Source organism: Burkholderia sp. Bp9140, from assembly GCF_003853425.1.
In the GTDB taxonomy this organism is placed as follows: domain Bacteria; phylum Pseudomonadota; class Gammaproteobacteria; order Burkholderiales; family Burkholderiaceae; genus Burkholderia.
In genome coordinates this window covers 105,910-118,939 of sequence record NZ_QTPQ01000028.1, presented here as the reverse complement: position 1 = coordinate 118,939, position 13,030 = coordinate 105,910, and the positions used below count along the sequence as shown (strand labels likewise).

Here is a 13,030-nt window from a genome sequence, read left to right as displayed (position 1 = left end):
CTGTCGAACGTGGCGGCGGGCAAGGCCGACCTGGATGCGGTGAACGTGTCGCAGCTGAAGTCGTCGGGCCTGATCGGCGAGGATGGCAAGTCGATTGCGGCGGTGACGTACGACAAGAAGGCGGACGGCACGGCGAACTACAACTCGGTGACGCTGGGCGGCGGCAAGTCGACGGGTCCGGTGACGCTGTCGAACGTGGCCAAGGGCAAGGCCGGTACGGACGCGGTGAACGTCGATCAACTGACGGACGCACTTCGCGATGTGGAAGGCGGCATGAACCCGCTGGCCGTGGCCTACGACAGCGCGAAGAAGGACAAGGTGACGCTGGCTGGCGTTGGCGGTACGACCCTGTCGAACGTGGCGGCGGGCAAGGCCGACACGGACGCGGTGAACGTGTCGCAACTGAAGTCGTCGGGCCTCGTTGGCGAGGACGGCAAGTCGCTTGCTGCAGTCACTTACGACAAGAACGCGGACGGCACACCGAACTACAAGTCGGCGACGCTGGCGGGTGAAGGCGGTACGAAGCTGTCGAACGTGAAGGCGGGTACGGCCGACCTGGACGCGGTGAACGTGTCGCAACTGAAGTCGTCGGGCCTGATCGGCGAGGACGGCAAGACGCTGGCTGCAATCACGTACGACAAGAACGCGGACGGCACGCCGAACTACAAGTCGGCGACGCTGGCGGGTGAAGGCGGCACGAAGCTGTCGAACGTGAAGGCGGGCACGGCCGACATGGACGCGGTGAACGTATCGCAACTGAAGTCGTCGGGCCTGATCGGCGAGGACGGCAAGTCGCTCGCTGCGATCACGTACGACAAGAACGCGGACGGCACGCCGAACTACAAGTCGGCGACGCTGGCGGGCGAAGGCGGTACCACGCTTGCGAACGTGGCGGCGGGCAAGGCTGACCGGGATGCGGTGAACGTATCGCAGTTGAAGTCGTCAGGCCTGATCGGCGAGGACGGCAAGTCGCTGGCTGCAATCACGTACGACAAGAACGCGGACGGTACGCCGAACTACAAGTCGGCGACGCTGGCGGGCGAAGGCGGTACGAAGCTGTCGAACGTGAAGGCCGGTACGGCGGACATGGACGCGGTGAACGTATCGCAACTGAAGTCGTCGGGCCTGATCGGCGAAGATGGCAAGTCGCGTGCCGCAGTGACGTACGACAAGAGCGCGGACGGTACGCCGAACTACAAGTCGGCGACGCTGGCGGGCGAAGGCGGCACGAAGCTGTCGAACGTTGCAGACGGCAAGGCCGACAAGGACGCGGTGAACGTATCGCAACTGAAGTCGTCGGGCCTGATCGGCGAAGACGGCAAGTCGCTGGCTGCAATCACGTACGACAAGAACGCGGATGGCAAGCCGAATTACAAGCGCGCCACGCTGGCAGGTGAAGGCGGCACGACGCTGTCGAACGTGGCGGCGGGCAAGGCCGACACGGATGCGGTGAACGTATCGCAACTGAAGTCGTCGGGCCTGATCGGCGAGGATGGCAAGTCGATTGCCGCGGTGACATACGACAAGAAGGCCGACGGTACGCCGAACCACGAGTCGGTGACGCTGGCGGGCAAGACGGGCACGAAGCTGACGAACGTGAAGGCGGCCGAGTTGTCGGCGACGAGCACGGACGCGGTGAACGGCTCGCAGCTGTTCGCGACGAACGAGAACCTCGGCAACCTGAAGGACGCGCTGACGGATGGCGGTGTCATCGACGAAACGACGGGTGAATCGCTGGCGGTGGTATACGACAGCACGTCGAAGGACAAGGTGACGCTGGCGGGCAAGGCGGGCACGACGTTGTCGAACGTGGCGGCGGGCAAGGCCGACCTGGATGCAGTGAACGTATCGCAACTGAAGTCGTCGGGTCTGATTGGCGAGGACGGCAAGTCGATCGCTGCAGTGACCTACGACAAGCATGCGGACGGCACGGCGAACTACAACTCGGTGACGCTGGGCGGCGGGAAGTCGGCTGGTCCGGTGACGCTGTCGAACGTGGCCAAGGGTAAGGCCGGCACGGACGCCGTGAACGTCGACCAGTTGAACGATCTGGAAGATTCGCTCACCAACGGCTCGATCAAGCTCAAGTACATCAAGGTCAACACGATTGGTGGACGCGAAGCAATTGCGAGTGTTCCCGAAAGTGTCGCAATCGGTGCGAACTCTTGGGCGACCCGGCCGGGAACGCTCGCCTTGGGATCGGGCTCGCGCGCGAACGGTCTCAACTCGGTGGCAATTGGCTACAACTCCATTGCCGACGACGACAATACCGTTTCGGTGGGCGACGCGGATTTCAAGCGCCGGATCGTCAACGTCGAAGCAGGCATTGACGACTCGGATGCCGTCACCATGAAGCAGTTGGCCGACGCGATGAATTCCGCCAATACGAAGCTCGATGCGAAGATGACGCGGATGGTGCGTGACGTCGAATCGAAGCCGGGCAGCTTTGTCGCGATCGAAGGGTTGGGTGCGGACGGCAGCGTGCCGAGCATTGCATCGATGAACGGGCGCGATCCCAAATTGGGTACGGCTGCGGCCATCGGCGTAGGGAGTGGCGCCGGCGGGCTCAATACTGTCGCAGTCGGTCTGCAGGCGGTTGCGAGTTCGGACAACTCGGTGGCGATCGGCAGTATCGCCCAGACGGGTGTTGATCACCCGTATTCGGTGGCGATCGGCAGCATGGTCACGACGAATGGCCCGGGCGCATTGGCAATCGGCTCTCGGGCGAAGGCCAACGGCGAAAACGCGGTGGCAGTCGGCAACAACGGCGTGATGGCGCTGGGCAAGAGTTCGATGGCCATGGGCGACAAGGCTGTGACGAAGGTCGGCACCGTGAACAGCATCGCTATCGGTACGAACGCGAACGTGCAACAGAACGTCGCCGACGCCATCGCGCTCGGGGCGAACTCGCAGGCGCTTCAGTCGAACAGCATCGCGCTGGGCGCCGGCTCGATCGCGGATCGTGCGAACGCACTGTCGATCGGCTCGGCAGGCGCTGAGCGGCAGATCGTCCATGTCGCGAAGGGTACACAGGACACCGATGCAGTCAGCCTCGCGCAGCTCAAGGGCCTCGCGGACGTGGTCGGCGGCGGTACGGGCTTCGACGCGAACGGCGACGTGACCGCACCGACGTACACGATCGACGGCAAGGAGTACCACAACGTCAACGACGCGCTGCAGGCTGCGGCGAAGAGTGGCGGTGACGGCAGCAGCGGCACGGATCCGAATGCGGTGGCCTATGACGGCGCGCAGAAGGACAAGGTGACGCTGGCCGGCCAGAACGGCACGACGCTGTCGAACGTGGCAGCAGGCAAGGCCGACACGGATGCAGTCAACGTGTCGCAGCTGAAGTCCTCGGGTCTGATCGACAAGGACGGCAACGCAGTGGCTGCGATGACGTACGACAAGAACGCGGACGGCACGCCGAACTACCAGTCGGCAACGCTGGCCGGCGTTGGTGGTACGAAGCTGGCGAACGTGGCGGCCGGTACGGCGGACACGGATGCGGTGAACGTGTCGCAGCTGAAGTCGTCGGGCCTGATCGGCGAGAACGGCAAGGCACTCGCGGCCGTGACCTACGACACGCGTGCCGACGGCACCACGAACTTCGCCTCGGTGACGTTCGGGGGCGCGAACGCTGGTGTTCCGGTCGCACTGCACAACGTTGCAGCCGGCACGTCATCGACGGACGCGGTCAACGTGTCGCAGTTGAAGGGCGTGACCGACATCATCGGCGGTGGTGCGGGCCTCGACGCGGACGGCAAGGTTACCGCGCCGGTCTATAACGTCGACGGCAAGGATTACGCGTCGGTCGGTGATGCCATCAAGGCGCTGGAGCAGCGTGAGGGCGGCAACGGCAACGGTACGAACCCGAACGCGGTCGTCTATGACGACGCCAGCAAGGCAGCGGTGACGCTGGCTGGTGCGAACGGCACGGTGATTCGTAACGTCGCGGACGGTTCGCTTGCCGATACCAGCACCGAGGCGGTCAACGGCCGTCAGGTGAACTTCCTCGCACAGAGCATCGCGGATAGTCTCGGCGGCGGCGCGAAGTTCGACCCGGTGACCGGCGATATCTCGGCGCCGACGTATGAACTGACTGCGGCCGATGGCTTGACGAACACGTACGACAACGTCGGCGACGCGTTCAAGCATGTCGACGAGCGCGTGTCGACGCACACGACGCAGATCGAGACGCTGCAGAAGGGTGTCGCGAATGCGGTTCAGTACGACGACGCAACGCATGCCTCCGTCACGCTCGGTGGCGCAGGTGCGGCGCCCGTCAGGCTGAAGAACGTCGCGGACGGCGTCGACGAGACCGATGGGGTCAACGTGCGGCAACTGCGTTCGGCCGGCCTGGTCGGTGAAGACGGCAAGCTGCAATCGGCGGTCGTGTACGACAAGAACGCGGACGGCACGACGAACTACGGTTCGGTGACGCTCGGCGGCGCCGGCGCGGCGACTCCGGTCGCGCTGCACAACGTGGCGGCCGGCAAGGTTGCGACGGATGCGGTGAACATCAGCCAGTTGAGTGGCGTGACCGATGCGCTCGGCGGCGGTGCGAAGATCGACGAGGAAACCGGCAAGGTCGTCGCGCCGACCTACAACGTCGGTGGCGACAGCTTCCACAACGCAGGCGATGCACTGAACAACATCGACAACCGGGTCACGCAGATCCAGAACAACCTGGGTGAGGCCACGAAGCTGGTCGGCGCTGTCGCTTACGACAAGAACGGCGACGGCACCGTGAACTTCAACAAGGTGACGCTGGGCAACGGCTTGTCGTCGGGACCGGTGGTGCTGACCAACGTCGCGGACGGCAAGAGCCAGTACGACGCCGTGAACTACGGGCAGTTCTCGAAGCTGGAAGGGCGTGTCAAGGATATCGACGACCGCCTGACCGTGGCGACCACGCCGGGTGACGGTAACGGCAACAACGGCGGTTCGGGCAAGAACGCCAACGATCTGATCCAGGGCACGGGCGGCAGCGGCAAGGACAAGGCCGACGTCGTCGCCGCGAAACCGGGCAACGGCAACGGCAACATCGCTGTCGGCTCCGGCTCGCAGATCGTGGACGGCAAGAACAACGCCACCGCAATCGGTGCCGGTTCGAAGGTGTCGGCCGACGACGGTACGGCGTTGGGTCACGGCGCGAGCGTGTCGTCCAGCGCGACCAACTCGGTGGCACTGGGTAACGGTTCGAAGGCGACCGAAGCCAACACCGTGTCGATCGGTTCGGACGGCCACGAGCGCCGGCTCGTCAATGTCGCGGATGCCGTGAACAAGACGGATGCCGTCAACAAGGGGCAGCTCGACCGGGCGATCGGCGGGATGCAAGGTCAGATCAACGACATGTCGCGCAATGCCTATTCGGGTATCGCGGCGGCCACGGCGTTGACGATGATTCCGGGCGTCGATCCGGGCAAGACCTTGTCGTTCGGTGTCGGCGGCGGCTCGTACAAGGGCTATCAGGCAGTCGCGATGGGCGGTGAAGCGCGCATCACGGAAAACCTGAAGATGCGTGCCGGCGTCGGCCTCAGCAGCGGCGGCAATACCTTCGGCGTGGGCGCGTCGTATCAGTGGTAAGGCGGTAACGCGGGCCGTTCGGCCCGCGTCATCACCTGATGGTTGGCGTGGCGGGCACTTGTGGTCCGCCATGCCAACCATCACGCCACGCACGAGCGACTTTGTTTCCACCGATCAATTTCCACGAGTCCGCCCTCGAGCGGACCGAACCATCATGAAAACACCACAACATTTTGTCAGCCGGGGCCTGCTCGGCGCATTCGTCATCCTGCTGAGCGCATGCACGACGCAATCCGGTCCGACGTACACCGTTCGAGCGATCAAGGCACCGGATCAGCCCGGGCCGGTCTTTCGCGTGACTTGCGAGGGGCTGGTATCCAGTGCGCGCTCGTGTGAAGCGGCCGCGCAGAAAGTCTGTGCCGGCAAGCCGGTCACGCCGCTGCAGGCCGTCGATCGCGTTCGTCGCGGTGCCGCGATGGGCGATGCGCGCGAATTGACGTTCATGTGCGGCGTGCCGCCTCAGGCGAGCGTCGAGCCTCCCGTCGCGCAGCCGCAACCGGTCGTGCAGCCGCAGCCGGCTGCCGAGCCCGTCGCGCAGCGTCAGGTGCTGCTGCAAGGCAGCGCGAACTTCGCGTTCGACAGCGCGGCGCTGACGCCGAGCGCCCGCCAGGAACTCAATCGCTTTCTGGACGTGAATCGCGAGGCTCGGTTTCGCCGTGTGACCGTCACGGGCTACACCGATTCGCAAGGTGCGCACGCCCATAACGTTCGACTGTCCGAGGCGCGCGCGCGTGCAGTGGTCACGTACCTGCGCACGGGCGGGCTGCAGGCGGAACATTTCACGACCGTCGGCAGGGGGGCGGCAGAGCCGGTCGCCAGCAATGCGACGGCCGAAGGGCGTGCGCAGAACCGGCGAGTCGAAGTCGAACTCGAGACGGCATAACGAACGGGATTGACGGCTCCGCGGTCACCGGTGGCGGTTGCCGTGGAGCGAAGATTGAAAATGTCCGAATGACTCCGGGACATCTTGGACTGATACAGGAAAGTAAAAATGGCAGAGCAGAAGGCAACGACACGACCGTCGCGTCCGACGATCGACACGGTCACCGACAACGTACCGCCGCACACCGGCGTGATTGAAAATGGCGGACTGACCAACGACCCGCGCCCGACGGTGAGTGGTCGCGGTGACCCTGGCTCGACGATTCATCTTCTGGTGGACGGGGTCGAGGTCGGAACGGTGGTGGTCGGTGCAAACGGGGCATGGAGCTTCGCGCTCACGCAGCCGCTGCGCGACGGCGAGTATCGTCTGACGGCGCGGGCGAGCAACGAAGTCGGCTTGAGCATACCGTCGACGTCTTACGGCATTCAGGTGGACGTGACGCCGCCGTCGCAGCCGAAGATCGAAGCGGCCACGGAGGGCGCGCAGCCGACGCTGTCGGGGCAGGCGGAAGCGTATTCGACGGTCGCGATCTACGACGGTACGACGCTGCTGGGTACGACGAAAACGAATATCGACGGAACGTGGACCTTCCAGGTGACGTCGCCGCTGTCGAACGGTACGCATGCGCTGACTGTGACGGCGACGGACCCGGCGGGCAATACGAGCGCGCGCTCGGACGGCTTCGACGTGACAGTGGGGCCGGAGGTGCCGCCCGTGCCGCTGGCGAAGGCCGTGCTCGACGACATGGGACACGACAGCGGCAACTTCAATTTCGACCGACTGACGAACGACGGAACGGCGGGCCGTTTGTTGACCGGCCATCTGACCGCGGCACTGGCAGCCGGCGAGAAGGTACAGGTGTCGACGGACGGCGGTCGCACCTGGTTCGATGCGCAGATGAAGTCGGACGGCACGTGGGTGGCGACTGATCCCAATACGCATGCGAGCAACTGGACGATCCAGACAAGGGTGGTCAACAGCGATGGCGTGGCAGGCGAGTCGAACGCTTACGACGTGATGCTCGACACGACGGCGCCAAACGCGCCGGACAGTCTCACGTTCGACGTGACGACCGGTATCGTGCACGTCGGCATTTCCAAAACGGGTGTCGCCGCAGGCGAAGTGGTTCGGGTCATCGTCGGAAACTACACGATCGATCACACGCTGACACAACAGGAAATTGCGTCCGGCAAGATCGACGTTCAGATCCCGAGTTCCGTGCGGGCGGCACTAGGTGCCGATTGGAACGGTGAAACCAGAGTATCCGCCGCGGTGATCGATCTCGCCGGGAATTCGTCGGAGTGGCGGTGGGCCGAATGGAAAGCCCGCTCCTACGATTTCAACGGGAACGGTTCCTTGCGATACGTCGGTGCCATGCTGAACTATGACGGACTCGATGTGACCGCAACCATGAACTCCAAAGGCCAGATGCAGGCGGGGGACAGCTATTCGGGCGGCACGAATAATGGTGAGTTGTCGTTCGCAGGCGGTATCAAGTTCAGCTTGAAGGCGGGCAACGCTCATCGAATCGATTTCGATTTTAAGAACATCCAACCGGGTATGGGTGAGGGGCTGCAGCTGAATGCTGCCGTTACCTACTTGGACAAGAACGGAAAAGTCATCGGTACCCAAAAATTGTTGGGATACTCATGGACAACCCACACCTTCATTGCGCCGGAGGGCACGGAAATCGATTCATTTATTGTTACGAGTGACAAGTCATCGGATCGCTTTAAAGGCTACAACTCGATCTACTTGTCCAATCTGACGCTTGACAAGGACGGCGGCGATAGCGGCATATGGCAGACCGGGATTGAGCCGGTGCATGAAAATCAGATCATCGTCGAGCTGTCGGGCGCATATCACGGTGGCGCTGGCAATGACATCTTCAGTGTGGCCGACGTCAGATATTTCGACGGTGCCGGTGCCGGCGTACATGGCGGGGCGGGTACGGATACGTTGAAGCTGACCGGCCTTGGCCAGACGCTTGATCTGTCGAAGCTGCTGAACGTCGGCGGCCACGACAAGATCACGTCGATCGAGATCATCGATATCACCGGCACGGGTAACAACACGCTGAAGCTGTCGATGCGTGACGTGCTGGAACTCGGGCACGAGAACGTGTTCCGAAACGATGGTCACACGCAGTTGATGGTGAACGGGAACGCCGGCGATCGGGTCGAGTTGTCGGGCATGAGTGGCCTTGCTCAGGGTGGTGAGTGGACGAACAAGGGGCTGGTTGCGATCAACGGCCAGGCCTATACGCTGTACGAGAACGCGGCGCTGCACGTCGAACTGCTCGTGCAGTCGGCCGTGTCGACCCAACTGACCTGATCCGCAGGCGCGGGTCGGAATCGCGCCGGACCAAGATGCGGTTCCGTCCCGCCGAACCGGTGCCAGCGGCCCGGTTTCTTCATAGTTTCTCCATGCGCAACCTGCAGCGAATTGCGGGCTGCGCATGTCTGCACATTCAATACCCACCCCCCATTCGAACTTGTCCCAATGGATCTGGATCCCTTTTGGGACTCGTCCCATTTTTGCATCCGGGCACATTTCGTAAAGTTGTTGCGTTCCTGTCGCAGTCCCATCGGCGTGCTGCGATAGCCATCCCGTCCGGTCATGCGACGGGAGACTCCGCCGCATCGATGTATGCGCCTACCCTGTCGCTCGCGTGAAGCAGCCGCGTCCTGGAGTGCGCCAGGGTTCCGTGAATTCCAGTGGCCAGATAACGATTTCGATATGAATGTCCAACCATCCGATACCGGCGCCGGTAACGCGCCGAGTCTGCCGGACAAGCTCACCCGCGACAGCCTGCTCGATTCAGTCGCATGGCTTTGTGCGCACTACGGTTTCGGAAGAAGTCACGCAGTCCTAATTTCTGGTCTCGCCAAACACGGACCGCTGACGCCGTTGCTTGCGATCGAGGCGCTGACGCAGGCGGGTCTGGCGACGAAGCTGGTGGAGCGTCCGCTGACGCAGTTGCCCGAGCACCTGCTGCCTGCCGTGCTGTTGCGCCGGAACGGCAGCGCATGCGTGCTGCTCGGCTGGCGCATCGACGATGATTCGATGGAGCAGGAAACTCCGGTCCGCTATCGCGTCATGCTGCCCGAACTTGGCGAAGCGCCGGTCGAATGCACCGACACGGAACTGGGCGACACCTACTCCGGCTACGCGCTGCTCGTGAAGCCGGCCGCGAAGGTCGATGCGCGTCCAGACGACCTGCCGACCGAACCGGCCGGGCACTGGCTGCTGCGAACGCTGTGGCGCTATCGCAGCTATTACGCGAGCGCGGCGGTCGGCGCGTTCCTCATCAACGTGCTCGGCCTCGCCAGCGTGTTCTTCACGATGAACGTCTACGATCGCGTCGTGCCGAACCAGGCCTACGTGACGCTCTGGTCGCTCGCGATCGGCGTCGCGCTCGCGATGCTGATGGAGGCGGTGTCGCGGCACGTGCGTGCGCATGTGCTCGATACCGCGGGCAAGAAGGCCGATCTGGTGCTCGGCAGCCTGCTGTTTCGGCAGGCGCTGGCGATCCGGATGGAGCACCGGCCAGCGTCGGCCGGCTCCTTCGCGCACCGGTTGCGCGAGTTCGAATCGGTGCGGGACTTCGCGACGTCGGCGACGCTGTCGGTCGTGTCCGATCTGCCGTTCGTCTTTTTGTTCGTTGGCGTGGTATTCGCGGTCGGCGGCCCGCTCGGCTGGATTCCGCTCCTGATGATTCCGCTGATCGTCGGTCTCGGCGCGATCGTGCAATGGCCGCTCGCGCGTGCGATGCGTGAGAACCTGCGCGAGGCGTCGCTCAAGCAGGGCGTGCTGATCGAGTCGGTCGACGGGCTCGAGACGCTGAAGGCCGTCGGCGGCGAAGGCGCGATGCGTCACCGGTGGGATACGTACAGCGCGAAGACGGCGGCAGCTTCGATGCAGTCGCGCCAGCTCACCAGCATGGCGACCAGTTGCGTGTCGTTCCTGCAGCAGATGCAGACCGTTGCGATCGTGATCGTCGGCGTGTACCTGATCGGCGAAGGCAAGCTCACCCAGGGCGCGTTGATCGGCTCCGTGATGCTGGCCGGCCGGGTGACGGCGCCGCTCGGTCAGGTCATGGGGCTCGCGCTGCGTTTTCAGCAGGCGAAGACGGCGATGCATTCGCTGAACCAATTGATGGCGATGCCGGTCGAGCACGAGCCGGGCCAGGATTATCTGGCGCAGCCGCCGCTCAGCGGCCATGTGAAGCTCGACGGCGTGTCGTTCGAGTATCCGTCGGCCGGCCTGCAGCAAAATGCGCCCGCGCTGGACCAGGTGTCGGTGGAGATTCGGCCCGGCGAGCGTGTCGCGATACTCGGCCGGGTCGGCAGCGGGAAATCGACGCTGCTGCGTTTGATCGCGCGGCTGTATCAGCCGACGGAGGGCAAGTTGCTCGCCGACGGGCTCGACGCCGCGCAGATCGCGCCGGCCGACTGGCGGCGCACCTTCGGCTATGTCGGCCAGGACAGCCGGCTGTTCTACGGTTCGCTGCGCGAGAACGTGACGATCGGCCGTCCCGACGTGCCGGCCACGGAGCTGCTGCGCGTGCTCGAGCTGACGGGGCTCGATGCGCTGATCGCCCGGCATCCGCTCGGCGTGAATCTTCAGGTTGGCGAAAACGGTCGTGATCTGTCGGGCGGGCAGCGCCAGCTTGTCGCACTGGCCCGCAGCCTGATCGCGCGGCCGCGAACGTTGCTGCTCGACGAACCGACGAGCGCGATGGACTCGCAGACGGAGTCGCAGTTCATCGAGCATTTGAAGCAGGCGAGCGCCGGACAGACGCTGGTCGTGGTCACGCATCGCACGTCGCTGCTGGCGCTCGTCGACCGGATCGTGATCGTCGATCAGGGCAAGATCGTGATGGATGGAGAAAAGGCGCGCGTGCTGGCGGCACTGTCGGGGCAGCCCGAGACGGGCGTGCATCATGCGCCGCCCGAGCCGCAGCGAAACCGTGAACCGAAAATCCGCGTGGTCCAGCGTGGCGCGCAAGCCGGCGCGTCGCCCGCGGAACCGGCAGGGGCCGTGGCATCGTTGGCTGCGGAGGCATCATGATGCGGCGCATACGATCGATTCTCGGCCGCAAGCCGGCGCCGCGCCTGCGGGCGGGCGATGCCGCGTACATGAGCGACATTCGCGAGGCGTTGCTCGTCCGCTCGTCTGCGGGCGCACAGCTGGTTCTCTATCTGGTTGCCGTCGTGCTCGGCGCGGGGCTCGTATGGACGCACTTCGCACGCGTCGAGGAGGTCACGCGCAGCGATGCGACGGTCGTATCGCCGAGCCGCGAACAATGGATCCAGAGCCTCGAGGGCGGCATCGTCCAGAGCGTGACGGTGCGCGAGGGCGACGTGGTCGAAAAGGGGCAGCTGCTCGCGAAGATCGATCCGGCGCGCGCGCAATCGAGCTATCGCGAAGCGTTGACCAAGGCGCTGGAGCTGAAGGCGAGCGTGGCGCGTGCGCGGGCCGAAGCCTATGGCGCGCCGCTGGACTTTCCGGCAGACGTGAAGCGCGAATCCGGCCTCGTCGCGCAGGCCACCGCAACCTACCGTGCCCGCCGCCGTGCGCTGGACGAGCAGGTCGCCGCGTTGGAGAAGAGCCAGGCGCTGGTCCGGCGCGAGATCGCGATGTCGGAGCCGCTCGCGGCGAAGGGGCTGGTCTCGGAAGTCGAGATTCTGCGCATGCGGCGCCAGGCGACGGACATCGCCGCGCAGATCGCCGAGCGCCGTAGCCGTTTCACCGCGGAATCCAGTACCGAGCTGTCACGCCTCGAACAGGAACTCGCGCAAACCAACGAGGTGCTGGCCGGGCGCGCGGACGTGCTGGCGCGCACCGACGTCGTCGCGCCGATGCGCGGCGTGGTGAAGAACATCCGCATCCGCACGGTGGGCGGCGTCGTGCAGTCGGGCGAACACATCATGGAGATTGCGCCCCTCGACGGCCGGGTAATGGTCGAAGCGCGGATCAAGCCGTCCGACGTCGCGTTCCTGCGGCCGGGGTTGCCGGTGCTCGTGAAGCTGAGCGCGTACGACTTCGCGATCTACGGCGGGTTGCACGGGCACGTCGTCAGCCTCGGTCCCGATACGTTGAAGGACGATCAGAAGGCCGCGATGGGGCGTCCCGACGCGAACTACTACAGGCTGATGGTCGAGACGGATTCGGACGCGCTCGTCGCGGCGGGCAAGCGTCTGCCGGTATTGCCGGGCATGCAGGCAACGGTCGATATCCGCACCGGCGAGAAGACGGTGCTCGATTACCTGCTCAAGCCGATCTTCAAGGCCCGCGAGGCCTTCAGGGAGCGTTGAGCATGAGCGAATTTCGAATGGTCGGCGCATGCGTCGATGCGCGTGAATCTCGCGCAGTGCTTCGTGTTGCGGCATCGGCGGTCCTGCTTGTCTTGTCGATGTGGCAACCGGCTGGGGCAGCGCACGCCGCCAATACCGTGTCGCCACGTGTTGCCGCAGCGTCGGCATCGACGGCGGTGGACGCAGCTTCCGCCGCGGCCGATGGGCATGCGCACGCATCCGCGCCCACGCACGATGATTC

At 64.5% G+C, this 13,030-nt stretch carries 5 protein-coding genes; all 5 read left to right on the top strand.

Annotation, left to right across the window (positions count from 1 at the left end; genetic code table 11):
• Window positions 1-5,586, top strand: a 5,586-nt coding sequence (locus DIE21_RS23275; protein ID WP_185642826.1) for a YadA-like family protein, incomplete at its 5' end; no start/stop codon positions are given.
• 154 nt (window positions 5,587-5,740) lie between these two features.
• Window positions 5,741-6,469, top strand: a complete 729-nt coding sequence (locus DIE21_RS23270) for an OmpA family protein (RefSeq protein WP_124499923.1) — start codon at window positions 5,741-5,743, stop codon at window positions 6,467-6,469.
• Between the two features lie 108 nt (window positions 6,470-6,577).
• The gene (locus DIE21_RS23265) at window positions 6,578-8,803 is read left to right on the top strand and encodes an Ig-like domain-containing protein (RefSeq protein ID WP_124499922.1); all 2,226 of its coding nucleotides are present in this window, start codon (window positions 6,578-6,580) and stop codon (window positions 8,801-8,803) included.
• Between the two features lie 405 nt (window positions 8,804-9,208).
• Entirely contained in the window at window positions 9,209-11,542 is a 2,334-nt protein-coding gene (locus tag DIE21_RS23260; RefSeq protein WP_124499921.1) for a type I secretion system permease/ATPase, read from the top strand.
• Window positions 11,539-12,789 carry an HlyD family type I secretion periplasmic adaptor subunit gene (locus tag DIE21_RS23255; RefSeq protein WP_124499920.1) on the top strand — a complete coding sequence of 417 codons (1,251 nt, stop codon included), beginning with the start codon at window positions 11,539-11,541 and terminating at the stop codon, window positions 12,787-12,789. The genes DIE21_RS23260 and DIE21_RS23255 overlap by 4 nt, the downstream gene beginning before the upstream one ends.
• Window positions 12,790-13,030 lie beyond the last annotated feature (241 nt).